The organism is Verrucosispora sp. WMMD1129 (genome assembly GCF_029581255.1).
In the GTDB taxonomy this organism is placed as follows: Bacteria; Actinomycetota; Actinomycetes; order Mycobacteriales; family Micromonosporaceae; genus Micromonospora; species Micromonospora sediminimaris.
Genome location: NZ_CP120741.1, coordinates 1,238,278 through 1,263,166 on the forward strand (window position 1 = coordinate 1,238,278; position 24,889 = coordinate 1,263,166).

The 24,889-nt window shown below is 71.4% G+C and carries 25 protein-coding genes; 11 read left to right on the forward strand and 14 right to left on the reverse strand.

Going from position 1 to position 24,889, the window contains the following annotated elements:
- The first annotated feature begins 54 nt into the window (after positions 1 to 54).
- The 8 genes from O7624_RS05595 to O7624_RS05630 all read left to right on the forward strand — a co-directional run bounded on the left by O7624_RS05595 (position 55) and on the right by O7624_RS05630 (position 8,331).
- On the forward strand, positions 55 to 396 hold the full coding sequence (locus O7624_RS05595; protein WP_093404491.1) for a PadR family transcriptional regulator: 342 nt from the start codon (positions 55 to 57) through the stop codon (positions 394 to 396).
- Positions 393 to 1,337: a permease prefix domain 1-containing protein gene (locus O7624_RS05600; protein ID WP_282239188.1), complete on the forward strand. Its 945-nt coding sequence runs from the start codon at positions 393 to 395 to the stop codon at positions 1,335 to 1,337. Before O7624_RS05595 ends, O7624_RS05600 begins: the two co-directional genes overlap by 4 nt.
- Positions 1,338 to 1,407: 70 nt before the next feature.
- Positions 1,408 to 2,004 (forward strand): LemA family protein, encoded by a 597-nt coding sequence (locus O7624_RS05605; protein WP_198413173.1) that lies wholly within the window; start codon positions 1,408 to 1,410, stop codon positions 2,002 to 2,004.
- A 10-nt stretch (positions 2,005 to 2,014) separates the two neighbouring features.
- Positions 2,015 to 3,955, forward strand: a complete 1,941-nt coding sequence (locus O7624_RS05610) for a M48 family metallopeptidase (protein WP_282239189.1) — start codon at positions 2,015 to 2,017, stop codon at positions 3,953 to 3,955.
- A 391-nt stretch (positions 3,956 to 4,346) separates the two neighbouring features.
- Entirely contained in the window at positions 4,347 to 5,621 is a 1,275-nt protein-coding gene (locus tag O7624_RS05615) for a sensor histidine kinase (protein ID WP_282239190.1), read from the forward strand.
- Positions 5,618 to 6,298 (forward strand): response regulator transcription factor, encoded by a 681-nt coding sequence (locus O7624_RS05620; protein WP_282239191.1) that lies wholly within the window; start codon positions 5,618 to 5,620, stop codon positions 6,296 to 6,298. Before O7624_RS05615 ends, O7624_RS05620 begins: the two co-directional genes overlap by 4 nt.
- Before the next feature lie 81 nt (positions 6,299 to 6,379).
- Entirely contained in the window at positions 6,380 to 7,273 is an 894-nt protein-coding gene (locus O7624_RS05625) for an ATP-binding cassette domain-containing protein (protein WP_282239192.1), read from the forward strand.
- Positions 7,270 to 8,331 (forward strand): ABC transporter permease, encoded by a 1,062-nt coding sequence (locus O7624_RS05630; RefSeq protein ID WP_282239193.1) that lies wholly within the window; start codon positions 7,270 to 7,272, stop codon positions 8,329 to 8,331. Before O7624_RS05625 ends, O7624_RS05630 begins: the two co-directional genes overlap by 4 nt.
- 149 nt (positions 8,332 to 8,480) lie before the next feature.
- On the opposite strand, the gene O7624_RS05635 is transcribed toward O7624_RS05630, so the two are convergent.
- Both O7624_RS05635 and O7624_RS05640 read right to left on the reverse strand, forming a co-directional pair.
- Entirely contained in the window at positions 8,481 to 9,119 is a 639-nt protein-coding gene (locus tag O7624_RS05635; RefSeq protein WP_282239194.1) for a DUF402 domain-containing protein, read from the reverse strand.
- Positions 9,116 to 9,304 carry a hypothetical protein gene (locus O7624_RS05640; protein WP_093404826.1) on the reverse strand — a complete coding sequence of 63 codons (189 nt, stop codon included), beginning with the start codon at positions 9,302 to 9,304 and terminating at the stop codon, positions 9,116 to 9,118. Before O7624_RS05640 ends, O7624_RS05635 begins: the two co-directional genes overlap by 4 nt.
- A gap of 68 nt (positions 9,305 to 9,372) precedes the next feature.
- On the opposite strand from O7624_RS05640, the gene O7624_RS05645 reads away from it, so the two are divergent.
- The gene (locus O7624_RS05645) at positions 9,373 to 10,143 is read left to right on the forward strand and encodes a nuclear transport factor 2 family protein (protein WP_282239195.1); all 771 of its coding nucleotides are present in this window, start codon (positions 9,373 to 9,375) and stop codon (positions 10,141 to 10,143) included.
- A 156-nt stretch (positions 10,144 to 10,299) separates the two neighbouring features.
- On the opposite strand, the gene O7624_RS05650 is transcribed toward O7624_RS05645, so the two are convergent.
- The 3 genes from O7624_RS05650 to O7624_RS05660 all read right to left on the reverse strand — a co-directional run bounded on the left by O7624_RS05650 (position 10,300) and on the right by O7624_RS05660 (position 12,214).
- Complete coding sequence (locus O7624_RS05650) at positions 10,300 to 11,049, reverse strand: YebC/PmpR family DNA-binding transcriptional regulator (RefSeq protein ID WP_093404509.1); 750 nt, start codon at positions 11,047 to 11,049, stop codon at positions 10,300 to 10,302.
- A gap of 219 nt (positions 11,050 to 11,268) precedes the next feature.
- Positions 11,269 to 11,565, reverse strand: a complete 297-nt coding sequence (locus O7624_RS05655) for a hypothetical protein (RefSeq protein WP_139233142.1) — start codon at positions 11,563 to 11,565, stop codon at positions 11,269 to 11,271.
- 7 nt (positions 11,566 to 11,572) lie between these two features.
- A complete protein-coding gene (locus O7624_RS05660) occupies positions 11,573 to 12,214 on the reverse strand; it encodes an NAD(P)H-dependent oxidoreductase (RefSeq protein WP_282239196.1) in 642 nt (213 codons plus the stop codon).
- Positions 12,215 to 12,317: 103 nt separating this feature from the next.
- Here O7624_RS05660 and O7624_RS05665 point away from each other — a divergent pair, with 103 nt between their 5' ends.
- Complete coding sequence (locus O7624_RS05665) at positions 12,318 to 13,166, forward strand: helix-turn-helix transcriptional regulator (protein WP_282240552.1); 849 nt, start codon at positions 12,318 to 12,320, stop codon at positions 13,164 to 13,166.
- 189 nt (positions 13,167 to 13,355) lie between these two features.
- On the opposite strand, the gene pdxT is transcribed toward O7624_RS05665, so the two are convergent.
- From pdxT to pgsA, 6 genes are all read right to left on the reverse strand, one after another.
- Positions 13,356 to 13,961 (reverse strand): pyridoxal 5'-phosphate synthase glutaminase subunit PdxT, encoded by a 606-nt coding sequence (gene pdxT / locus O7624_RS05670; protein ID WP_282239197.1) that lies wholly within the window; start codon positions 13,959 to 13,961, stop codon positions 13,356 to 13,358.
- A 1-nt stretch (position 13,962) separates the two neighbouring features.
- On the reverse strand, positions 13,963 to 14,877 hold the full coding sequence (pdxS, locus tag O7624_RS05675) for a pyridoxal 5'-phosphate synthase lyase subunit PdxS (protein ID WP_093404522.1): 915 nt from the start codon (positions 14,875 to 14,877) through the stop codon (positions 13,963 to 13,965).
- A 146-nt stretch (positions 14,878 to 15,023) separates the two neighbouring features.
- Complete coding sequence (locus O7624_RS05680; protein ID WP_093404525.1) at positions 15,024 to 15,530, reverse strand: hypothetical protein; 507 nt, start codon at positions 15,528 to 15,530, stop codon at positions 15,024 to 15,026.
- A gap of 26 nt (positions 15,531 to 15,556) precedes the next feature.
- On the reverse strand, positions 15,557 to 16,717 hold the full coding sequence (locus O7624_RS05685) for a glycosyltransferase family 4 protein (RefSeq protein WP_282239198.1): 1,161 nt from the start codon (positions 16,715 to 16,717) through the stop codon (positions 15,557 to 15,559).
- Between the two features lie 13 nt (positions 16,718 to 16,730).
- Positions 16,731 to 17,609 carry a phosphatidylinositol mannoside acyltransferase gene (locus O7624_RS05690; RefSeq protein ID WP_282239199.1) on the reverse strand — a complete coding sequence of 293 codons (879 nt, stop codon included), beginning with the start codon at positions 17,607 to 17,609 and terminating at the stop codon, positions 16,731 to 16,733.
- 25 nt (positions 17,610 to 17,634) lie between these two features.
- Entirely contained in the window at positions 17,635 to 18,267 is a 633-nt protein-coding gene (gene pgsA, locus O7624_RS05695; RefSeq protein ID WP_210935171.1) for a phosphatidylinositol phosphate synthase, read from the reverse strand.
- A gap of 275 nt (positions 18,268 to 18,542) precedes the next feature.
- Here pgsA and O7624_RS05700 point away from each other — a divergent pair, with 275 nt between their 5' ends.
- The gene (locus tag O7624_RS05700) at positions 18,543 to 20,693 is read left to right on the forward strand and encodes an elongation factor G-like protein EF-G2 (protein WP_282239200.1); all 2,151 of its coding nucleotides are present in this window, start codon (positions 18,543 to 18,545) and stop codon (positions 20,691 to 20,693) included.
- Between the two features lie 37 nt (positions 20,694 to 20,730).
- Here O7624_RS05700 and O7624_RS05705 read toward each other — a convergent pair whose 3' ends face one another.
- The 3 genes from O7624_RS05705 to thrS form a co-directional block, all read right to left on the reverse strand.
- Positions 20,731 to 21,789, reverse strand: a complete 1,059-nt coding sequence (locus O7624_RS05705; RefSeq protein ID WP_282239201.1) for an aldo/keto reductase — start codon at positions 21,787 to 21,789, stop codon at positions 20,731 to 20,733.
- 364 nt (positions 21,790 to 22,153) lie between these two features.
- Positions 22,154 to 22,666, reverse strand: coding sequence for an HIT domain-containing protein (locus tag O7624_RS05710; protein WP_282240553.1), 513 nt, complete (start codon positions 22,664 to 22,666; stop codon positions 22,154 to 22,156).
- A gap of 62 nt (positions 22,667 to 22,728) precedes the next feature.
- Positions 22,729 to 24,735 carry a threonine--tRNA ligase gene (thrS, locus tag O7624_RS05715; protein ID WP_282239202.1) on the reverse strand — a complete coding sequence of 669 codons (2,007 nt, stop codon included), beginning with the start codon at positions 24,733 to 24,735 and terminating at the stop codon, positions 22,729 to 22,731.
- Positions 24,736 to 24,889: the final 154 nt, after the last annotated feature.

A 24,889-nucleotide genomic window follows, 5' to 3' on the forward strand; every position in this document is an offset into this window, starting at 1 on the left:
GCGACATCGTTGGGTGATGGACAACAGTGTGTGTCACACAGTATGGTGTGACGCATGGTCAGCGATGACGTCCTACGGACCCATCTACAGGAGCTACGTCGAGGCACCGTGGTGGTGGCCAGTCTGGTCGCGCTCCGTCGACCCGACTACGGCTACGCGTTGCTGCAACGACTCACCGGGCACGGCTTCCCGGTCGACGCGAACACTCTCTATCCCCTACTGCGGCGGCTGGAGGAGCAGGGGCTCCTGACCAGCGAGTGGAACACCGAGGAGAGCCGGCCCCGCAAGTTCTACCGCACCAGCGACTCCGGCGAGCAGGTGCTGCGGCGCCTGCTCGCCGACCTCGCCGCCGTACAGACCTCCCTCACCACCCTGATCGAAGGAGCCCCCCGATGACCTCCCTGACCGACCGCTACCTGGACGCCACCCTGCGCTCGGTGCCGACCGGGCGGCGCGAGGAGATCGCCAACGAACTGCGCGCCTCCATCGGCGACATGGTCGACGGCCGGATCGCCGACGGGATCGACGCCGCCACCGCGGAACGTGACGTCCTCACCGAGCTGGGCAACCCCGCGCAACTGGCCGCCCGATACACCGACCGGCGGCTTCAACTCATCGGCCCCGAGTACTACCTGGCCTGGCAACGGCTGCTGATCGTGCTGCTCAGCACCATTCCCGCCATCGTCGGGGTGCTGATGGGCTTACTCGAGGCCACCGTCGCCGACAACGCGGCGGGCGCGATCGGCGAGGGCATCGTCGCGGCGTTCACCGTCGCCGTGCAGATCGCCTTCTGGGTGACCCTGGTCTTCGCGGTGATGGAACGCCTCGGCACCCCGCTGAACCTGCCCGAATGGAGCGTCGACCAACTGCCCGAGCACCCCACCGAACGGGATATCACGCTCACCGACGTGTGTGCCTCGATCGTGTTCCTGTGCCTGTTCATCGCCTTCCTGCCGTGGCAGCACTTCCAGTCCGTGGTGGGTCCCGACGGCGAGCCCCTGCCGATCCTCGATCCGGCGCTGTGGACGTTCTGGCTGCCGCTGCTGCTCGTCGTCCTGCTCGCCAGCGTCGCACTGGAGATCGCCAAGTACCGCGCCCGCCGCTGGACCTGGTCGCTTGTTGGCGGCAACGCCGTGCTGAACCTGGCGTTCGCGGTGCCGGCGATCTGGCTACTGCTCGACGACCGGCTGCTCAACCCGGAGTTCGTCGACCGCTTCGCCTGGCTGCGCGACGGCGGCCTCGACACGGTTACCCGCATCAGCGTCGTGGCGATCGTCGCGATCATCCTCTGGGACATCGCCGAGAGCGTGGTCAAGGCGCGTCGATCCGCGCGGTGAGCAGGAGCGGGCCTGGACCAACGAACGTACGATGATCAGCGGAAGAACCGATCCCACCGAGGGAGCAGCCGTGGAACTGATCATCGGACTGGTGTGCCTGGTGTTGATCGTCGTGGCGGTGCTCGGCTTCGGCGTGTCGATCTACAACGGGCTGGTCCGGGCCCGCAACGCGTACCGCAACGCCTTCGCCCAGATCGACGTGCAGCTCGTCCGGCGGCACGACCTGATCCCCAACCTGGTCGAGACCGCGAAGGGCTACCTCAAGCACGAGCGGGAGACCCTTGAGGCAGTGATCAACGCCCGCAACGCCGCCGTCAACGCACAGGCCACCGCCGCCGCAGCCCCCGGCGACCCGGCCGCGATGCAGCAGCTCAGCGGCGCGGAGAACGCACTCACCGCCACCCTGGGTCGGCTGTTCGCGCTCTCCGAGGCGTACCCGGACCTCAAGGCCAACCAGAACATGATGCAACTGTCGGAAGAACTGACCTCGACGGAGAACCGGGTGGCGTTCGCCCGGCAGGCGTATAACGACGCCGTCATGGCCTACAACAACAAGCGCGAGGTGTTCCCGTCCAGCGTGGTGGCGGGGATGTTCTCGTTCGGCCCGGCGGAGCTGTTCCAGCCGGACGACCCGCAGCAGCGCCAGGCGCCGCAGGTCTCGTTCTGATCGGGTTCCGATGAATTTCTTCGAACGACAGCGCCAGGTGCGTCGGCTGTCGACCCGGCTGGTGCTGCTGTTCGTGCTGGCTGTGTTCGGGATCGTGGTGGTGGTGAACATCGCGGCGTTGTTCGCCTTCAACGCCACCGCCGCCGATCCCGCCCAGCTCGCCGGGTTCATCGCCATGGTCACCGTCGCCACCCTCGCCGCGATCGGGCTGGCCGCCCTGGTCCGTACGCTCGCGTTGCGCGGCGGCGGCGGGAAGGTGGCCCGCGAGCTGGGTGGGGTGCCCGTACCGGCGAACACCACCGATCCGGAGCTGCGCCGGCTGCGCAACGTCGTGGAGGAGATGGCGCTTGCCTCCGGGGTACCCGTCCCCGAGGTCTACGTACTGCCGGAGGAGACGGCGATCAACGCCTTCGCCGCCGGGTGGACCCCGTCCGACGCTGCCGTCGCCGTCACCCGGGGCGCCTTGCAGCGCCTCAACCGGGACGAACTCCAGGGGGTGATCGCCCACGAGTTCAGTCACGTCGTCAACGGCGACATGCGGCTCAACATCCGGCTGATGGGCCTGCTGTTCGGCATCCTCTTCCTGACCGTGATCGGTCGTGGGTTGGCCCGCGCCGGGGTCATCGGCGGCGGCCGGTCACGCGGCAACAACAGCGGCGGCAGCGCCGCCCCACTGGCGCTGGTCGGCCTGGCCCTGCTGGTGGCCGGCTACGTCGGCGTGCTCGCCGGGCGGCTCATTCAGGCGTCGGTCTCCCGGCAGCGGGAGTACCTCGCCGACGCCTCGGCCGTGCAGTACACCCGTCAGACCCAGGGCATCGCCGGGGCGCTGAAGAAGATCGGGGGTCTCAGCGCCGGGTCCGAGCTGAAGTCGCCGAAGCGCGACGAGGTGGGGCACATGCTCTTCGGCGAGGCCGCCCGGACGTCCTGGTTCGCCACCCATCCCCCGCTGGCCGACCGGATCAAGGCACTGGAGCCGTCGTTCGACCCGGCCCAGTTGCGACAGTTGTCGCGGCAGTGGGCGGCGGCGCCCCCGTCGGGCCGCCAGGAGGACATCGCCATGGGACTGGCGCCGGGGCGGACGCCGCCGGCTCGGCCCGGGCCGGCGGAACCCGGGGAGCGGGTACGCGTCGCGCCGGAGGAGGTGTTGGGCCGGGTGGCCGCGCCGACCGACAGCGCCTACGCCCACGCCGCGGCGATCCTCGACCGGATCCCGGATCCGCTGCTCGACCGGGCCCGCGATCGGCAGGCGGCCGTACCGCTGCTGCTCGGTCTGCTGCTCAGCGCCGAGCCGACGGTCCAGCAGCACCAGTACGCCGCAGTGGCCCAGCGGCACGGCCAGGAACTGGCCGACGCCGCCCGGCGGGCGGCGGACGACCTGGTCGAGTTCCCCGCCGAGCTGCGGTTGCCGCTGGCCGAGCTGGCCTTCCCGGCGCTGCGCGAGCGTCCGGACGCCGAGCTGGAGTCACTGCTGGCGGCCGTGTTCACGTTGATCCAGGCGGACGGCGCGATCAACGTGACCGAGTACTGCCTCTCCCGGCTGCTGCTGGCCGAGTTGGAGGAGTCGCTGCGGCCGGACTCCCGCTGGCGTACCGACCGGCGCAAACTCATCGACGCGCGGTCGGCGGCGGCCGCCCTGCTGGCCATTCTCGCGCAGGTCGGGCACCCGGACCGCCCCGAAGCGGAACGGGCCTTCCAGGCCGGAGTCGGCACGCTGCTGCCCGGCACGAACCTGCCGTACGCGCCGCCGGAGAACGGCGTGCTCGCCCTGGAGACCGCGTGGCCGGTGCTGGACGGGTTGCGACCGGCCGACAAGGAACGGCTGGTGGCGGCCACCGTCGCGGTGATCAGCCACGACGGGACGATGACCGTACCCGAGATCGAGTTGCTGCGAACGGTCTGCGGTCTGCTGCACTGTCCGCTGCCGCCGATGGTCGGCCCCGTCGCTGGTTGACCCGCCCCGCTGGTGCTCCGTGGTGCTCCGCTTCAAGGTTGGCGCCACCGGAAACAACACAAAGCGTGGTTTTCACTGTGCGCAACAACAACGGGACCTACCCCTACTCCACTGCACACGCTTTGCTCTGCTTCAACCCACGCACTAGCGCTTGAGCAGGCAGGCTGCGTCCGCCCTCGGCCCCACATGCCACATCCGTTGATACTTTCCGTGAGTGTTGCGTCGGTTGAAGCAGAGCAAAGGGAGCGCGGGTCGATGGTTGGGGGAGGCCGGTCAGCACTGTCCGTGAGGTCGCGGTACGGCGGCGGGGATGGCCTGCGGTGAGCGGACCGGCCACCCGGGCTCACCCGACACGACGGGCGGGCGGCGAGGGGATGGCATGCTGCCCAGGGTGAGCACCGAGACCGCTGACGAGTGGCGACGGCCGGGGCCGACGCCGGAGCAGCGACGGCTGGATCTGTTCGCCGGCCTGGCGGCGACGGTCCTCGCCCTGCTCAGCCTGACGTTGGCCCGCAGCACCGGGGCATTCTTGCTGGGCCCACCGCCGTCCGGTGTCGAGCAGCTCTTCTGGACCGTCGCAGTGCCGCTGCCGTTGATCTGGCGACGTCGCTTCCCCGTCGCCGCCACGCTGGCCGTGTCGGCCGCGTTCATCGGTTCGCAGGTGCGCGCCGTTCCCGAGTGGCAGCTCTCCACCTGGGCGCTGTTCATCGCCATCTACACGCTGGGTGCCTGGGGCCGGGACCGCCGGTTGTCCCGCCGACTACGGATCGGCGTGATCGTTGCGATGTTCACCTGGATGGGGATCGCCCTGTCGATCAACTACCGCACGCTCACCACGGAGGACTTTGCCGACGCGGTCGGCCCGGTCCCCCCGGTGCTCGCCGCGATCGTCACCGGTGTCCTGGTCAACGCGCTGTACTTCGGGTTCGCGTACTTCTTCGGCGAGACCGCCTGGGTGGCCGCCCGCCGTGAGCACCAGCTGGCCGAGCAGGCGGAGCGGCTGCGCCGGTCACAGGCCGAGGTACGCGAGCACGCGGTGGTCGGCGAGCGGGTCAGGATAGCCCGTGAGCTGCACGACGTGGTCGCCCACCACGTGTCGGTGATGGGGGTGCAGGCAGCGGCCTGTCGCCGGGTCTTCGACAAGGATCCGGCGAAGGCCCGCACCGCCCTCGTCTCCATCGAGGAGACCGCCCGGCGAGCCGTTGACGAGTTGCGCCGGATGCTCGGCGTGCTGCGGGCCCGCGACGGCGACGCCGAGAACACCCGGCAGCCGGCCGGAATCGACCGGATAGCCGCCCTGGTGGACCGGGCCGGCGAGGCCGGGCTACGCGCCACCCTGGGCGTTTACGGCGATCCGCTGCCGTTGCCGGAATCGGTCTCCCTGGCCGCGTACCGGGTGGTGCAGGAGGCCGTGACGAACGTGTTGAAGCACGCCACCGGGGCGAGTCTGCTCGACGTCCGGATCCGTTATCTGGCGCAGGAGATGGAGGTCGAGGTGAGCGACGACGGCCGGGCCAGCCGCTCGGCGAACGCCGACGGGCTGGGACTGATCGGGATGCGGGAACGGGTCGCGACCCACGGCGGCGAACTGGAGGTGGGTCCGCGTACCGGCGGTGGTTGGCGGGTGCGGGTCCGCTTCCCGCTACCGGCGGGGAGTCCGGCGTGAATCCGATCCGAGTGCTTCTCGCCGACGACCACCATCTGGTGCGTACCGGCTTCCGGGTCATTCTGGAGATCGAGGACGACATCGAGGTGGTCGGCGAGGCCGCCGACGGGGAGCGGGCAGTCGGCATGACCCGGGCGCTGCGTCCGGACGTGGTGCTGATGGACGTGGAGATGCCCGGCGTGGACGGGTTGGAAGCCACCCGGCGGATCAGCGTCGGCGACGACGAGCCGGGCGGGCCGGCCGTGCTGATGCTGACCACGTTCGACCGCGACGACTACCTGTTCGCCGCGCTACGCGCCGGGGCCAGTGGCTTCCTGCTCAAGAACGGCACACCGGAGGCACTTGTCGACGCGATCCGGGTGGTGGCCCGCGGCGACGGCCTGCTCGCGCCGGAACTCACCCGGCGGGTGATCGCCACCTTCGCCCGCCCGGGCAGCCAACCCGGTGACGACGTGGCATCGGAGGCGGCGCTGGACAGCTTGACACCCCGGGAACGCGAGGTCCTGGTGCTCGTCGCCGGGGGCGCCAGCAATGCCGAGATCGCCGCCAGCCTGCACCTGGGCGAGGCGACGGTGAAGTCACACGTCAGCCGGGTGCTGGCCAAGCTGGGTCTGCGCGACCGGGTGCAGGCGGTGGTCTTCGCGTACGAGCACGGGGTGGTCCGGCCCGGCGGGTGAGCGACCTCCGCCGCGAGGGGGAGTCATGATCTCCGTCCGCGGGCGGACGGCGGCCAGCTTCCGAAGACCTACCGTTACGCCATGACCAGCGTGCTCCGCCTCGACGGCGTCGACCGCAGCTTCGGCGGTCGCCAGGTACTCAAGGACGTCTCCTTCGACGTCGTCGCCGGCCGGATGACCGGCTTCGTCGGCGGCAACGGCGCCGGCAAGACCACCACGATGCGGATCATCCTCGGGGTGCTCGCCGCGGACGCCGGCCAGGTGACGTGGCAGGGTGAACCGCTGAGCCGGGACGCTCGGCGACGCTTCGGGTACATGCCCGAGGAGCGCGGCCTGTACCCGAAGATGAGCGTCCGTGAGCAGGTCACCTACCTGGGTCAGCTGCACGGGTTGACCGCCGACGCCGCTCGGCGCGCCACCGACGGGCTGCTGGAGCGGGTCGGACTCGCCGAGCGGGGGAACGACCTGCTGGAGACGCTGTCGCTGGGCAACCAGCAGCGCGCGCAGATCGCCGCCGCTCTGGTGCACGACCCCGAGGTGCTGGTCCTCGACGAGCCGTTCTCCGGCCTCGATCCGCTGGCCGTCGACACGGTTGTCGGCGTGCTGCGGGAGCGGGCGGCGGCCGGGGCTCCGGTGCTCTTCTCCAGCCACCAGCTCGACGTGGTCGAACGGCTCTGCGACGACCTGGTGATCATCGCGGACGGCTCGATCCGCGCCGCCGGCAGCCGGGAGCAGCTGCGCTCGGCGTACACCACGCCCCGTTTTGAGCTGGTGGTGGAGACCGACGCCGGCTGGCTGCGCGACCACCCAGGGGTGAGCCTGGTGGACCTCGACGGCGCGCGCGCCGTGTTCGACCTGGCCGCCGGCACCGACGAACAGCCCGTGCTGCGTGCCGCGCTGGAGCGCGGCCCGGTCCGCGCGTTCCGCCCGGTCACCCCCTCCCTCGCCGAGATCTTCCGAGAGGTCGCCAAGTGAACGTCATGCAGGCCACCCGCCTCGTCGCCGCCCGGGAGATCCGGGTCAAGCTGCGCGACCGTACCTTCCTGATCAGCACCGTCGTCTTCCTGCTGATCGCGGCGGCGGCGACGATCCTGCCGCCGCTGCTGTCCGGCGGACCGTCCACCGTGGCGGTGACCGAGGCGGCGGCGGGCCCGTTGCGGGCGGCCGGGCTGGAGGTGCTCGCCGTACCCGACGACGCCGCCGCCGAGCAGGCGGTCCGCGACGGCGACGCGGACGCCGCGGTGGTCGCCGGCCCGGCCGTGCTCGCCATGGACGACGCCCCGGGCGACGTGGTCTCCGCGTTGAGCACCGAGCCCCCGGTCCGCCTGCTGAATCCGGACGCGGTGGACCCGGTGGTGGCCTTCCTGGTGCCGTTCGCCTTCGCCTTCATCTTCTTCATCACCTCCCAGACCTTCGGGGTGCAGATCGCGCAGAGCATCATCGAGGAGAAGCAGACCCGGATCGTGGAGATCCTCGTCGCCGCGGTGCCGGTCCGCGCCCTGCTGGCTGGGAAGATGCTCGCCGGTACGATCCTGGCGCTCGGGCAGATCGGCCTGGTGGCCGTGGTCGCGGTGGCCGGCATGGCGTTCGGGGACAGCGGTGGGCTGCTGTCGCTGCTCGGGCCGGCGATCGGCTGGTTCGTGCCGTTCTTCCTGCTCGGCTTCGTGCTTATCGCGTCGATGTGGGCGGCGGCCGGCGCGCTTGTCAACCGGCTGGAGGACATCGGTGGAGTGTCGATGCCGGTACAGCTCGCGGTGATGCTGCCGTTCTTCGCGGTGATCTTCCTCAACGACAACGTCACCGCCATGCGGGTGCTGTCCTACCTGCCGTTCTCCGCACCGACGGCGATGCCGCTGCGGCTGTTCAACGGCGACGCCGCCGGCTGGGAACTTGTCGTCTCGCTGGCCCTGCTCCTGGTCGCGGCGGCCGGTTTCCTGCTCGCCGGAGCCCGGGTGTACGAGGGTTCGCTGCTGCGCACCAACGGCCGCACCTCGATCCGCACCGCCTGGCGCGAGCGCGAAACCCTCAGCTGAGGTCGCCGCCTCAGCGCGACGCTCAGGCAGCAGTTTCCCCGAAGTTGCCGCCTGAGCACCGCGCGATGCAGCAGTATCCCCGAACTTGCTGCCGCAGAGCCGCGCGATGCGGCAGTTTCCCTGAAGTTGCCGCCGGCGGGTGCAGACGGTCAGCGGTGGGGTGGGATGGCTGCCCAGTTGGCGGGGAGGTGGGGGACGGGCCAGGCGGGGTCGGGTCGCCAGGTCGACCAGGACTCGTCCCACCAGCGCTCACCGGCGTCGAGCAGGGCAGCGATCCTGTCGCCCTCGGCGCGGATCGCCTCGCCCATGCCCGGGTAGCGGCCCTCGACCAGCCGCTGGGCGAACATCTCCACATCCTTGAAGACGTACCGGTCGGCGTCCGCCGCCCACCACAGGTCAAGCTCGTGGTCGAGGGTGTCCACCCCGATCGGCGTACGCCGGCACGGATCCTGGAGGTTGAAGTACCAGCCGGCGAAGGTGCGCTCCGGGCCGGACCAGAACACGTCGACCGAGTGCGCCTCGCCGGGCCGTTGCAGCATCAGCTTGCCGTGACCGGTCCAGGCGGTGTGCCCGGCGAGCTGCCACGGGTGCCGGCCACACGGGAACTCACCAGACTCGGGGAATCCGAACTCGGCACCGGTCGGCAGGTAGAGCGCGAGCAGGTCAGGCGAATCCTCAACGCAGATCGTCGGGCAGCCGAACCACACCTCACCGAGCAGGATCTCCCGCCGCACCACCACGTCACCCGGTGCGAAGCGGCCGGTCACCGGCTCGGGTGTCGGGGTCACTCCCCCGCCAGTTCCGGCCGATGCTCCCGGATCCACGCCTGCACATCCGCCTTCCGCCACACCTTGCCCTGCATAAGATCCGCTACCGGCTCGGGGAAGTTCCGATGGCTGGTGATCACATAGACGCGCTGCTTGCTGATGCCGCCAAGCATGATCCGAATCTCATGCGCGCCCACCAGCTCCATAAGGCGGACGGTAGACAGTTGCCCAAGCTCCTTGACTCGGGTCAACCCTATGGGTCACCGTATGGGGTATGTCCCAACTGCATCTCTTGCGCGGCAGCCAGCCGCTGAGTCGGTTGCATCGGGTGCACCGGCACCTGCCCCGGCGGCCCGACTGGTCCTGCGCGGCGTGTACCGCCGCCTGGCCGTGCCCGACCGCCCGGATGCTGCTGCGCCACGAGTACGGCCCGGACCGGGCGGGCCTCTCGATCTACCTGGCCGGTCAGCTTTTCGACGCCACCGGGGATCTGCTGTGGCTGGCCGGAGGTCGGCCGCCGACGCCCGCTGAGCTGTTCGAGCGCTTCCTGGGCTGGGCAGCCCCACGGCTCAGCGGGACGACGCGCCCGCGAGTGTCACACGCCGACGGTAGAAATCCAGCACCCCTGGACACGAGGAGCACGATCATGGACGTACGAGATGCCGCCCGACGGTGGGCGGACGCCTGGTCGCAGGGCTGGCCCGCCCGGGATGCGGCGAGGATCGTCGAACTCCAGGCGGAGGACGGTGACCACTGGGCGTCGATGTTCCGCCCGTACCGGGGCCGCGCCGGGCTACGCGCCTATGTCGAGGAGTGTTTCGGCGAGGAGACCCGCCCGGCGGAGGTCTGGTTCGGCGGACCACGGGTCGACGGCGACACGGCCACCATCGAGTACTGGGCGGTCACCTACCCGTACGACGAGCCGGTCACCATCTCCGGCTGCACGGTTGTCCGCTTCAACGCCGACGGTCTGGTCGCCGAGTCCCGCGACTACTCCCACAGCACCGAGGGCAGACACCTCCCACCCACAGCCCTCTTCCCCTGACCGCACCGGCCGGGCAGGGCAGGGGCTCGCAATCTTGGACAAATTCCGTTCAGGCGCACAGTTCAGGCGCTCGCAGGAACTGTCCAAGATTGCGGTTACCGCGACCGCGCCAGCCGGCCTGCCCGGTGGGTCAGCGCCTTCGACTCGTACGCGGGGTCAGCCGACGGCGGCCATGACCTCGTCGGAGACGTCGAAGTTGGCGTAGACGTTCTGCACGTCGTCGCAGTCCTCCAGGACGTCGATCAGCTTGAAGACCTTGCGCGCGCCCTCCTCGTCCAGCGGCACGTTGACGCTGGGGATCAGGGAGGATTCGGCCGACTCGTACTCGATGCCGGCGTCCTGCAACGCGGTCCGCACGGCGAGCAGGTCACCCGGCTCGGAGACCACCTCGAACGCCTCGTCGAGGTCGTTGACCTCCTCGGCGCCGGCGTCGAGGACGGCCATCATCACGTCGTCCTCGGTGGTGCCGGCCTTGGGCACGATCACCACGCCCTTGCGGGAGAACATGTACGACACCGAGCCGGCGTCGGCGAACGAGCCGCCGTTGCGGGTCAGCGCGGTGCGTACCTCGGTGGCGGCGCGGTTGCGGTTGTCGGTCAGGCACTCGATCAGCAGCGCGACACCGTTCGGGCCGTACCCCTCGTACATGATCGTCTGGTAGTCGGCGCCGCCGGCTTCCAGGCCGGAGCCGCGCTTGACGGCCCGGTCGATGTTGTCGTTGGGGACCGAGTTCTTCTTGGCCTTCTGGATCGCGTCGTAGAGCGTCGGGTTACCGGCCGGATCACCGCCACCGGTACGCGCCGCGACCTCCACGTTCTTGATCAGCTTGGCGAACATCTTGCCGCGCTTGGCGTCGATGACCGCCTTCTTGTGCTTGGTCGTCGCCCACTTTGAGTGGCCGGACATCTGTTACCTCCGTTGCTACCCGCCGTCTGCCTCGACCGCACCGAGCGCCCCGCTCCGCACCGGCGCACACGGTGGTGCCGGTCAGCTCTGGTGGAAGCAGTGGCGGCCAGATGGCCCTGCCGAATCTCGACAATCCTACCGACGTGCGGCGGGTGGTCGTCACCCGCCGCACGTCAGCCGTCGGCCCGCTCTCCCCCGGTCGACACAAAGCGGACGAAGTCACCCGCCCATGCCGTACGACCCCAGGACTGTGAAACCGGCGGTGCTCCGCTGCTCGCACCGCTCCTCCAGCCCGGCCCGGAAACGGCCGAAGGATTCCAGCGACGGAAGCGGTTGGGGTAGTTCCGGGCCCATGACGACGTCGACGAAGCTGAGCCCGTCGTCGAGCCGCAGGGTCAGATAGCGGAATCCGGGCGCATCCAGCCGGGCCAGGTCGCGGTGCACCGCGTCGAGCAGGGTCAGATGCTCGTCGAGGCGGTCCGGGCGGACGCGATACGTGATCAGAAGCGTCTCCATGGCCAGCTCACCGGCCACCAGCCGGGACCGCGTCCCGATCCGCAGTCCGGACCGCAGCGAGGAGTTCGGTGAGCATCGCCGTGATCGTCGCCGCCCTGTCTTCGCCGGGCGAGATCCGACCGTCGGCGGTCGGGTCCGACCGATCCGCACCGGTCCAGTCGAAGTCCGTGAACAGCCCCAATTCGACATGGGCCGGTAGGACCTCCATGCCCACCTCGGCGAGAATCGGTCGCAGGTGCTCGGCTGCCCGCCCGCCCCCGCGTACGCCGTAGGTGAGCACCCCGGCCGGCTTGCCGCGCCACTCGGCGTCGAGATAGTCGATGGCGTTCTTGAGGACCGCCGGGACCGAGCTGTTGTACTCCGGGGTGACGAAGACGTACGCGTCGTATGCCGCCACCACCGTCGACCAGCGGCGGGTGTGATCGTGACGGTAGTCGCCGAACCTCGCCGGCACCGGTTCGTCGAGCATCGGCAACCGCTGCTCGGCGAGATCGACAAGTTCGACGGTCACCTCACCCGCTCGCGCCGCCGGATGCCGGGCCGTCGTCTCGGCCACCCATCCCGCCACCGCCGGGCCACGTCGCCCCGGGCGACTGCTGCCGACGACCAGGCCCACCTTGATCGGTCTGTGCTGTCGTGTTCTGTTCATGAGCCGATCCCACCGCCGTCAGAAGCACTCGGGGAGACCGGCGGGAGGGTAGCCCTGGCGGGGACATGCTCCCGGGCCACGGGCGCGGCAGACTGGACGCGTGATGGACGGCGAGTTGGGCGCGTTCCTCCGCAGCCGACGGGAGGCGCTACGGCCCGAGCAGGTGGGGCTACCCACCAACGGCCGGCGGCGTACGCCCGGCCTGCGGCGTGCGGAGTTGGCCACGTTGGCCCAGGTCAGCGTGGAATACCTGACCCGGCTCGAACAGGGCCGGGACACCCGCCCGTCGCCGGGCATCCTCGCCGCCCTGGCCGAGGCGCTACGCCTCGACGACGCCGACCGGCGGCACCTTCAGCAACTCGCGTCGGTCGACCACCGCCGGCAACTGTGCGCGGGTGGGCGGCCGACCGTGTGGCGTACCGTCCGCCCACAGGTCCGGACGCTGCTGGAGGCGCTACGGGACCGGCCGGCGTACCTGATCAACCGGATCGGCGACGTGCTGGCCTGGAACGGGCCGTTCGACAGGTTGGCCCGGCCGCTGGGCCTGCTCGATGACGAGCGGCCCAACCTCGTATGGTTCGTTTTCGCCGACGAACGCGCCCCGGAGCACTTTCCCGACTGGGCCGACCTCGCCGACCAGCAGGTCGCCGACCTGCACCGGCTGCGCGGGGGCGACCCCGCCGCCGACGCGTTCGCCCAACGGCTCGACCGTACCGTCGGGGAACCGTTCCGGTCCCGGTGGCAGCGCCGACCGGTCGCCGTGCAGCCGAGCGGGGTGCGCTGGCTGCGGCATCCGGAGGTGGGGCCACTGCGACTGTCGTACGAGACCCTGGAACTCGCCGACGACCAGCAGCGACTGGTGGTGCAGCAGCCCACCGACGCGGAGAGCACCGCGGCACTGGACCGCCTCCTCGGCCGCCGCCCCGGCAGCCTCCGCTCCGTCGCCGGCTGAGGGCTGAGACACAACCACCGCCCCGCCACCGCCGCCGCCCACCGCCGCCGCCGCCGCCACCGTCACCGCGAAGATCCGAGCAGTTTCAGGGATGTTGCTGCCTCGAAGCGAGTCGAGCCAGCAGCATCCCCGATGTTGCTGCCTCACGTGCCCGGCGGGCGGCGCGCAGGGTCGGGCGGGCGGCGCGGGTCAGGGGGCGGTGCGGACCAGGTCTACGAAGTAGGCGTGCAGGCGGGGATCGCCGGTGAGTTCCGGGTGGAAGGAGGTGGCCAGCAGGTTGTGCTGGCGTACGGCGACGATCCGGCCGGCGGCCGGGCCGGCGGTAACCGTGCCGAGCACCTCCACGCCCTCGCCGACCCGCTCGACCCAGGGCGCGCGGATGAAGACCGCGTGCAGCGGCCCACCCGGTACGCCGGTGATCTCCACCGGCGCCTCGAAGGAGTCGACCTGCCGACCGAACGCGTTGCGGCGGACGGTCATCGCGATGCCGTCGAAGCCGCGCTGATCCGGCCGGCCGTCGAGCACCTCGGTGGCCAACATGATCATCCCGGCGCAGGAGCCGTAGACCGGCATGCCGGCGGCGATCCGCTTGTCGATCGGGTCGCGCAGCTCGAAGATGTCGACCAGCTTGCTGATCGTGGTGGACTCCCCGCCCGGGATGACCAGTCCGTCGACCGCGTCCAGTTCCGCCGGTCGGCGTACCGGACGGGCCTGCGCGCCCGCCGCGGTCAGCGCCGTGACGTGTTCGCGGACGTCGCCCTGGAGGGCGAGCACACCGATCACGGGTGCCGCCACGTCACCAGCCGCGTTCGGCGAGGCGGTGCGGCTGCGGGATGTCGTCGACGTTGATGCCGACCATCGCCTCGCCGAGCCCACGGGACACCTTGGCCAGCACGTCCGGGTCGTCGTGGAAGGTGGTCGCCTTGACGATCGCGGCGGCCCGCTGGGCCGGGTTGCCGGACTTGAAGATGCCGGAGCCGACGAAGACCCCCTCGGCGCCGAGCTGCATCATCATCGCCGCGTCGGCCGGGGTGGCGATGCCACCGGCGGTGAAGAGCACCACCGGCAGCTTGCCGGTCTCGGCGATCTCCTTGACCAGCTCGTACGGCGCCTGCAACTCCTTCGCCGCGACGAACAGCTCGTCGGCCGGCAGGGACGTCAGGCGGCGGATCTCCTGGCGGATCTTCCGCATGTGGGTGGTGGCGTTGGAGACGTCGCCGGTGCCGGCCTCGCCCTTGGAGCGGATCATCGCGGCCCCCTCGGTGATCCGACGCAGCGCCTCGCCGAGGTTTGTCGCGCCGCAGACGAACGGCACGGTGAACGCCCACTTGTCGATGTGGTTGGCGTAGTCCGCCGGGGTGAGCACCTCGGACTCGTCGACGTAGTCGACCCCGAGGGACTGGAGGATCTGCGCCTCGACGAAGTGGCCGATGCGGGCCTTGGCCATCACCGGGATGGAGACCGCGTTGATGATGCCGTCGATCATGTCGGGGTCGCTCATCCGGGACACCCCGCCCTGGGCACGGATGTCCGCGGGTACCCGCTCCAGCGCCATCACCGCGACCGCGCCGGCGTCCTCGGCGATCTTGGCCTGCTCGGGGGTGACCACATCCATGATCACACCGCCCTTGAGCATCTCGGCCATGCCGCGCTTCACGCGCGCGGTGCCGACGACCGGGGTGGCGGTGTTCGGGGAAGTCGTCTCGGACACGTCGTCGCTCCTCAGGCGTCCTCGGGAGGTGGCAGCGCAGATGCTACGCCCGGGCCAACGCCACTCCGACAGCCAATCAGCCCCGTGGTGGCCTGCTGTGTGTCCGCCGTCACCCCGGGCCACCCCGGCCGGCTGGGCGGAGCGGTTCAGCGGCTGGGCACGTCGGCGGCGGGGAGGGTGAGGGTCGGATCGTCGATGTCGAAGTAGCGCGGCCAGGTGTGCCGGCGTCCCATCCGTAACAGCCGCACCAGCGGCCGGCTGCGCGCCGACCGGGCGTCACGGACCAGGTCGGTGTGCACCTGGCGGGCCAGGGCGAGCCGCCGGCTGGCGGCGATCACCGCCTCACAGTCGGCATCGGTGGGATCGAGTTGCACCGACCGCAGCTGCCGGGTCAGGTCGTTCTCGGCCGCCTCCCGCTCCTCCGGCTGGGCGTCGAGGGCGATGCGCGCCGCCGCGTACAACTCGACGCCGTAACGGCGCTCGGCCAGCACCGCCGCGGCGGCGGCCCGACGCAGCAGGTGGGCGTCGAGGGCGCGGGCGGCGAGCTGGGCGCGGTCCTGGAGCCGCTCGACCCGGCCGGCGGTCCAGATCAGGTATACCGCCACCAGGGCGACGACCACCGTCGCGCCCACCACCCACCACATGCCCGGCATCGTAGTGCTGCTCCCGTTCCTCCCGATCAGGTCAACCCCACCCACTCCTGGTCGATCACCCGGCCGTCGGTGGCCTCGATCGCCGCTGCGTATACCTCCAGAACCCGGCGGGCAACCACGGGCCAGTCGAAATTCGCCACCACCTGGTCACCGCAGGCGGTCAGCTCCGCCCGCTGAGCCGGGTCGTCGAGCAGCTGCGACAGCGTCGCACGCAGGGTCACCGCGTCGCCGGTCGGGAACAGCCGGCCGGCCCGGCCGCCGTCGAGCACCCGGCGGAAGGCGTCCAGGTCGCTGGCCACGACCGTGGTGCCGGCCGCGAGCGCCTCGGTGAGGATCATGCCGAACGACTCGCCGCCGGTGTTCGGCGCGACGTAGAGGTGCGCACTGCGCAGCATCCGCGCCTTCTCCTCCTCGGAGACCAGGCCGAGGAAGGTGACCCGGTCCCGCAGGTCAGCCGGAAACCGGGCGAACAGGTCGTCCGGGTCGCCGGGACCGGCGACCAGCAGGCGCAGGCCGGGACGCTGCCGGGCCAGCTCGACGAAGGCGTCGCGCAGGATCGGGAACCCCTTGCGTGACTCGGTGAAGCGGCCGAGGAAGCCGAGCGTGCCGCCGGTGCCCGGCCCGCACTCCCCCGGCCAGCCGGGCAGCGGCTCGATCCCGGCGAACTTGGCCACCGCCACCCCGTTGGGGATCTCCACCGCCCCGCCGTCCAGGTGCTCGACCTGCACCTTGCGGGCCAGGGCGCTCACCGCGATCCGCGCGGTGATCCGCTCCAGCACGATCTGGAGCACCCCCTGGGCGGCGGCGAGCATCCGGGAGCGGGTCATCGCGGTGTGGAAGGTGGCCACCACCGGCCCCCGGGCGGAGAGCACGGCGAGCATGGACAGGCTCAGCGCGAGCGGCTCGTGCACGTGCAGCACGTCGAAGTCGCCCCGGGTGATCCAGCGGCGTACCCGGGCGGTCGAGACCGGGCCGAACGCGATCCGGGCCACCGAGCCGTTGTACGGCAGCGGCACCGACCTGCCGGCCGACACCACGTACGGCGGCAGCGGCGAGTCCTCGTCGGCCGGGGCGAGGACGCTCACCTCGTGCCCGAGCCCGATCAGCGCCTCCGCCAGGTCCATGACATGGTTCTGCACCCCGCCGGGTACGTCGAAGGAGTACGGGCAGACGATGCCGATCCGCATTGCGCCCGTCCCCTCAGTCCAGCCACATCCGTTGCAGCATGTGCCAGTCTTCCGGATGCCGGGCGATGCCCGCCGCGAGACCGTCGGCGATCAGCTGGGTCAGCGACCGGACCCGCACGTCGAGGGTGCCCGCCTCGGGCCCCGGCACCGGCAGCGGGCCCACCAGCGAGGCGCACGCCGCATCCGGTTCGTACCACATCGACGCCACATACAGCGGCGCGCCGGTGCGCAGCGCGAGCAACGCCGGACCGGCCGGCATCCGGGTCCGGCCGCCGAAGAAGTCCACCTCCACGCCACGGGTGGAGAGATCCCGGTCGGCCAGCAGGGGCACCACCGTCCCGGCGGCCAGCCGGTCGGTCAGCACGTCGATCGCCGGCCGGGCACCGCCGTTGGTGGGCAGGATCTCCATGCCCAGGCCCTGCCGGAAGGCGACGAAGCGCTCGAAGACGCCCTCCGGCTTGAGCCGCTCGGCGACGGTGGACAGCGGCCAGCCGTTGGCGGCGACCCAGGCGCCGGCCGTGTCCCAGTTGCCGGCGTGTGGCAGCGCCACCACCGCGCCGCGCCCGGCGGCCACGTCCGCGGCGAGCACGTCGGCGCGGTCCAGCCGGAATCCGGCGAGGAGCTGCTCGCGGCTCAGGGCGGGCAGCCGGAACGCCTCCATCCAGTAGCGGGCGTACGAGCGCAGCCCCCGGCGGACCAGGTCGTCGAGTTCGGCCTCGGGCAGTTCCGGGCCGACCACGCGGCGCAGGTTTGCCCGTAGCCGGGTGGCGCCCGGGCCCCGGCGGCGGTGGGCATTGTCGGCCACGGCGTCGAACGCGGCGGCGGCGACCGACCGGGGCAGCACGCGGACCAGCCGCCAGGCGGCGGCGAACCCCAACTCGGTGAGGTTCACCGGATGCTCCGCCCGGCTGTGCCGCTCACCCGTGACCGCCCGGCACGTCGACCTGCTGGGCCTGCCGGTAGACGTGTCGCATCCGCTGGCCGACGGTGAACAGGGACACCGCCGCGAGCAGCCAGAGCGCGATCGGCAGCGCCACCGCCAGGCCGAGCCCGGCGAGCAGGCCGCCGACACCGACGATCAGCAGTCGCTCCGTACGCTCGGCGATGCCCACGTTGCAGGTCATCCCGAGCCCTTCGGCGCGGGCCTTGACGTACGACACGAGCCCGCCCGCGGCCAGGCAGATCAGCGCGGCGGCCACGCCCGCGTGGTTGCCCTCGGTGGCCAGGTAGAAGGCGACCGCGCCGAACACCGCGCTGTCGGCGACCCGGTCCATGCTGGAGTCGAGGAAGGCTCCGAACCGGGTCGACCCGCCGCTCATCCGGGCCATCGTCCCGTCGAGCAGGTCGGTGAGCGCGAAGACCGTCACGATCAGCGCACCGGCGACCAGATGGCCGCGGGCACCGAGGCCGAGCGCGCCGACGAGCACGCCCAGGGTGCCCGCGACGGTGACCGCGTTGGGAGTTACGCCCGCGCGCAGCAGGCTGCGGGCGATCGGCTCGACGACGCGGGTCATCCCCGCGCGGGCCGACACTTGGAAGATCTTCGCCATGGCGGTCCCACGATAACGGTCGGCCCTCGACCGGCGACACCGCCCGTCTGACCAGCCACGCTCAGCCGGCGCGGCGGCCCGCCCGGAGAGGGTTGTGTCGGCCCTTCATCGGGTGTGAGATCGAGCCAGAAGGTGACCCGGCTCACCCCGCCGCCTGTTGACTGCCCGGTTCCCAGCGAATCACCGGAGGATATCGCCGCAGCACCCCGCCCGGGCCATCCCCGTCGCGTGCGGCGGTCGCCACCCACCACCACCGGCTGAGGGAGGTGCGCCCGATGGCGCAGAGGAGTCAGGACAAGGGGGCCGCCGGCGTACCGGCGGTGACCGACCCCGCCAGGATCCGCAACGTGGTGCTCGTCGGGCATTCCGGGGCGGGCAAGACCACGCTTGTCGAGGCGCTGCTCGCGGCGTCCGGGACGATCCCGCGAGCCGGCTCGGTCACCGACGGCACCACCGTCTGCGATCACGATCCGGCGGCCGTACGCCAGCAGCGTTCGGTCGCCCTGGCCTGCGCGCCGCTGGTGCACGACGGGATCAAGGTGAACCTGCTGGACACGCCGGGCTATGCCGACTTCGTCGGTGAGCTGCGCGCCGGGCTGCGGGCCGCCGACGCCGCGCTCTTCGTGGTCTCCGCCGTCGACGGGATGGACGCGGCCACCGCGGCGCTGTGGGAGGAGTGTGCGGCGGTGGACATGCCCCGGGCGGTCGCGGTGGCCCGACTGGACCATCCGCGCGCCGACTTCGACGAGGCGGTGGCGCTGTGCCAGCGGGTCTTCGGCGACAACGTGCTCCCGCTCTACCTGCCGATGCTCGGTGACGACGGCGAATCCACGGTCGGCCTGCTGGGGCTGATCACGCGGCGGGTCTTCGACTACACGGGCGGGCTGCCGTCACAGGTACGCGAACCCGACCCGGAGCACCTGCCGGCCATCGTCGAGTCCCGCAACGAGCTGATCGAGGGGATCATCGCCGAGAGCGAGGACGAGACCCTGATGGACCGGTACCTCGAAGGTGAGGAGATCGACGCCGGCATCCTGGTGGAGGACCTGGAGAAGGCGGTCGCCCGCGGCCACTTCTATCCGGTGGTGCCGGTCTGCGCGGCGACCGGGGTCGGCCTGGACGCGTTGCTGGAGGTGCTCACCGCCGGTTTTCCCGCCCCGCCGGAGCACGCGCTGCCCGCGGTCACCGGGGTGGACGGCGCCCCACGGCCACCGCTGACCTGCGACCCGGACGGCCCGCTGGTGGCCGAGGTGGTCCGGACCACCATCGACCGGCATGTCGGGCGGGTCTGCGTGGTCCGGGTCTTCTCCGGCACGCTGCGCCCCGAGCAGACCGTGCACGTGTCCGGGCACGGTCTGGCCGAGCGCGGGCACCCCGACCACGACGCCGACGAGCGGATCGCCCATCTCTACAGCCCGCTCGGCGCCACCCTCCGGGAGGTCGGCGTGGCGGTGGCCGGTGACATCTGCGCGATCACCAAGTCCGGCAGCGCCGAGACCGGCGACACCATCTCCGCCAAGGACAATCCGCTGCTGATCGCGCCGTGGGAGATGCCGGAGCCGTTGCTGCCGGTGGCGATCGTGGCGAAGTCCCGATCTGACGAGGACGCCCTGGCCCGCAACCTCGGCCGGCTGGTGGCCGGCGACCCGACGATGCGGCTGGAGCGCAACCCGGAGACCCACCAACTGGTGCTGTGGTGCATGGGCGAGGCGCACGCCGACGTGGTCCTCGACCGGTTGCGAGCGGGCGGGGTGGAGTTGGACACCGAGCCGGTGCGGGTGGCGCTGCGGGAGACGCTGACCGTGCCGGCCCGGGGGCACGGCCGGCACGTCAAGCAGTCCGGCGGCCATGGTCAGTACGCCGTCTGCGACATCGAGGTGGAGCCGCTGCCGCGCGGTGGCGGCTTCGAGTTCGTCGACCGGGTGGTCGGCGGCGCGGTGCCGCACAACTACATCCCCTCGGTGGAGAAGGGCGTCCGCGCCCAGATGGAACGCGGCCTGGTCGCCGGCCACCCGGTGATGGACCTGCGGGTCACCCTGGTCGACGGCAAGGCACACAGCGTGGACTCCTCCGACGCGGCGTTCCAGACCGCCGGGGCGCTGGCCCTGCGTGACGCCGCCGACCGGGGGCAGCCGGCGCTGCTGGAGCCGGTCGACGAGGTGACGGTGCGGGTGCCCGACGTCAACGTGGGCGCGGTGATGGGCGACCTGTCCGGGCGACGCGGCCGGGTGCTCGGCACCGAACCGGACCCGGCCACGGAGGGCCGCACCCTGGTACGCGCCGAGGTGCCCGCCACGGAGTTGCTGCGCTACGCCGTGGAGCTGCGGGCGATGACCTCGGGCGCCGGCACCTTCCGGCGCCACTTCGTCCGCTACGACCCGATGCCCGTCCACCTGGCCGACCAGATCCGCAAGGAGCACACCTGACCCGGACGGTATCCGGTCGGGCCCGAGGCGACTCTGGTCAGGGACGGGCGGTGGGAAGCATGGGGCTGGGCCAGTAGGGGCGGTCGGCCTCCCGCAGCGCGGCGGCCCGCACGGCGGCGAGCTGCCGTTCCACCTCGGCGAAGTGGTCGGGGGCGAGCGGGCCGAGAGCGAGCGCGGCGGCGTTCTCCTCGACCTGGGCGACGGTACGGCAGCCGGGGATCGGGATGGCCCGGTCGCTGCGCGCCCAGATCCAGCCCAGCGCCCCCTGGGCCAGGGTGCGTCCGTCGGCGGTCAACGCGGCCCGGACCGCGTGCACCCGGCGCAGCCACTCCGGCGCCGGCCGCCCGCCCCGGAACCACTCCAGCCAACCCGAGGTCATCCCCCGCACGTCGTCGCGGGGCAGCACCGACTCGGGGCGGTACTTGCCGGTGAGCAGCCCCATGCCGAGCGGACCACGGTTGATGCTGGCCAGGTCGTACTTCTCGCAGACGGCGAGAAGGTCGGGTGCGTCCCGCAGCACCGACAGGCTGTGCTGCACGGCGGCGGCGTGCGGGGCATCGTGCCCGAAGGCCGCCGCCCGGTCGACCCGGTCGGTGCTCCAGCCGTACGCGCGGACCAGACCGTCGGCCACCAGGTCCTCCAACGCGCCGATCAGCTCGTGAGCCTGTGGCACGGGCAGGTCGGCCAGGTGCAGCTGGTAGAGGTCGATCCGGTCGGTCCCGAGGCGGCGCAGCGAGTCGCACACGGCCCGCCGCAGGTACGCCGGTGAGGCGTCGGGACCGATGGCCTGCCGGGTCCGCTCGTCGAACGTGTATCCCCACTTGGTGGCGATCACCACCGTGTCACGGCGGCCGGCCAGGGCCCGCCCGAGGACCCGCTCGCCGTGTCCCGCGCCGTAGCTGTCGGCGGTGTCGAAGAGGGTCACCCCGAGGTCGAGCGCGCGCCGGATCGCCCGCACCGACTCCTCGTCGTCGACGGCACCCCAGCCCAGCGGGATGCGCCCCTCGGCCCACGGGCCGGCGATGGCCCAGCAGCCCATGCCCAGGGCGCTGACCTCGATGCCGCTGCGGCCCAGTGTCCGCGTCGACTCCACCACCGGCGCATCGTGCCATCTTTCGGACAGACGTTGACGAAGATCCAGCACGATCATCCGTACGGGTCCGGTGTGCGTACGGATCACCCGGCTGGAGGCGGGATCCGGGCCGTTTCGTCCACTCCCGCGCCACGCCGCGAGCGACCTGCGGATGGCCCCGGGAGGCCGCTGTCCGACGTATCCCCTTCGCTCTGCTTACTGATACGCATCGACTTCACTGCGTAACCTCCGCGTGGGTTGAAGCAGAGCAAAGGGCGCGAACCAAGGGCTGCCGCCGCCGGGGCGACACGGCGCGAAACGCGAGCGGGAGACGGCGCGGCGCTGGAACGGCGAGGGCGGCGCGGCGCGGGCGGGAGGTGGGCTGTGGTCAGGAGGGCCAGGCGCGGGCGAGCAGGTCGCGGGTGTCGCTCAGCAGCTGCGGCAGGACCTTGGTACGCCCGATCACCGGCATGAAGTTGGCGTCACCGCCCCATCGGGGCACCACGTGCTGGTGCAGGTGGGCGGCGATGCCGGCACCGGCCACCCCGCCCTGGTTCATGCCCAGGTTGAAACCGTGGGCACTGCTCACCTTGCGGATGACCCGCATGGCGGCCTGGGTGAACGACGCCAACTCGGCGGTCTCCGGCCCGTCCAGGTCGGTGTAGTCGGCCACGTGCCGGTACGGGCAGACCAGCAGGTGCCCCGGGTTGTACGGGTACAGGTTGAGCACCACGAAGACGTGCCCGCCGCGCGCCACCACGAGGCTCTCCTCCGGGGGCCGGGCCGGGGCCAGGCAGAACGGGCACCCGGAGGGTCGCTCGTAGCCACCCTCCGGCCGGTCCTCGCCGGAGATGTACGTCATCCGGTGGGGCGTCCAGAGCCGGTCCAGCCCGTCGGCCATGTCCCTGTCGGTGTGCTCCTCCGCCCCAGTCACACCGGCGATCCTACGGCCCCGCCCGGCCGTCACATCTCGGCGGAGGGGCCGGTGTTGGTCCGGGAGGTGACCACGTCCAGGACGTGGGTGACCGCCTCGGCCAGCGGCACCCCGTTGCGTTGGGAGCCGTCCCGGTAGCGGAAGGAGACGGTGCCGGCGGCCACGTCGTCGTCGCCGGCGATCACCATGAACGGGATCTTCTGCTGCTGAGCGGTACGGATCTTCTTCTGCATCCGCTCGTCACCGGCGTCGACCTGGGCCCGGATGCCCTCGGCGCGCAGCGCGGCGACGAAGCCGTGCAGATAGTCGGCGTGATCGTCGCGGATCGGGATGCCGACCACCTGCACCGGGGCCAGCCAGGCCGGGAACGCCCCGGCGTAGTGCTCGGTGAGCACGCCGAAGAACCGCTCGATCGAACCGAAGAGGGCCCGGTGGATCATGACGGGCCGCTGCCGGGTGCCGTCGGCGGCCTGGTACTCCAGGCCGAACCGCTCCGGCTGGTTGAAGTCGACCTGGATGGTGGACATCTGCCAGGTCCGGCCGATGGCGTCCTTGGCCTGCACGGAGATCTTGGGACCGTAGAAGGCGGCGCCACCCGGATCCGGCACCAGTTCCAGGCCGGAGGTCTCGGCGGCGGTACGCAGCGCCTCGGTGGCCTCCGCCCAGTCCTCGTCGGAGCCGATGAACTTCGGCGAGTCGTCGCGGGTGGACAGCTCCAGGTAGAAGTCGTCCAGGCCGTAGTCACGCAGCAGGTCCAGCACGAACGACAGCAGGGTGGTCAGCTCGCCCGGCATCTGCTCCCGGGTGCAGTAGATGTGCGAGTCGTCCTGGGTCAGACCGCGTACCCGGGTGAGGCCGTGCACCACGCCCGACTTCTCGTAGCGGTAGACGGTGCCGAACTCGAACAGCCGCAGCGGCAGTTCGCGGTAGGACCGTCCGCGCGACCGGAAGATCAGGTTGTGCATCGGGCAGTTCATCGCCTTGAGGTAGTACTCCGCCCCCTCCAACTGCATGGGCGGGAACATCGTGTCGGCGTAGTACGGCAGGTGGCCCGAGGTCTGGAAGAGCTGCGCCTTGGTGATGTGCGGGCTGTTGACGAACTCGTACCCCGCCTCCTCGTGCCGGCGACGCGAGTAGTCCTCCAGCTCCCGGCGGATGATGCCGCCCTTGGGGTGGAAGACCGCGAGGCCCGAGCCGATCTCGTCGGGAAAGCTGAACAGGTCCAGGTCCGCGCCGAGCTTGCGGTGGTCGCGCCGGGCGGCCTCCTCCAGCAGCTTCAGGTACGCCTTCAACCCGTCGCGGGTCGGCCACGCGGTGCCGTACACCCGCTGCAACTGCGGGTTCTTCTCCGACCCACGCCAGTACGCGGCGGCCGAGCGCATCAGCTTGAACGCGCCGATCAGCCGGGTGTTGGGCAGGTGCGGCCCCCGGCACAGATCCGACCAGCAGACCTTGTCCTCGTCGGCGGCGAGGTTGTCGTAGATGGTCAGCTCGCCGCCGCCGACCTCCATCACCTCGGAGGAATCCAGCCCTTCGCCCTTGACGTCGATCAGCTCCAGCTTGAACGGCTCGGCCGCCAGCTCGGTCTTCGCCTCGTCCAGGTTGTCGAAGCGGCGACGCCGGAACCGCTGCCCCGACTTGATGATCTCCTGCATCCGCTTTTCCAGCTTGGCCAGGTCGTCGGGCTGGAACGGCTTGTCCACCGCGAAGTCGTAGTAGAAGCCGTTGTCGATCGGCGGGCCGATGCCGAGCTTCGCCTCGGGGAAGATGTCCTGCACCGCCTGGGCCAGCACGTGGGCCGTGGAGTGGCGCAGCACGTTCAGCCCGTCCGGGGAGTCCAGCGCGACCGGCTCGACGGTCGTCTCCTCGGCCGGTCGCCAGTCCAGGTCGCGCAGCACGCCGTGCGGGTCGCGGACCACCGCGATCGCCCGGGGGCCGTTGGTGGGCAGCCCGGCCGCGGCCACCGCGTCGGCCGCCGTGGTCCCGGCGGCGACGACGACGGGGTCGGCCACGGCGGGGGTACGGGGTGCGGACACGGATGACTCCTCGCAGCAGACGTGACGGATGGTGCCGATGCCGGCGCACTGATGCTATCGGGCGCCCCGGGCGTCGCCGTCGTCGACACCGACAGCAGACGATTGCCGCCACCGTTGAACCTTTCCGGCCCGGGATCCGAACTACCAGGTGTGG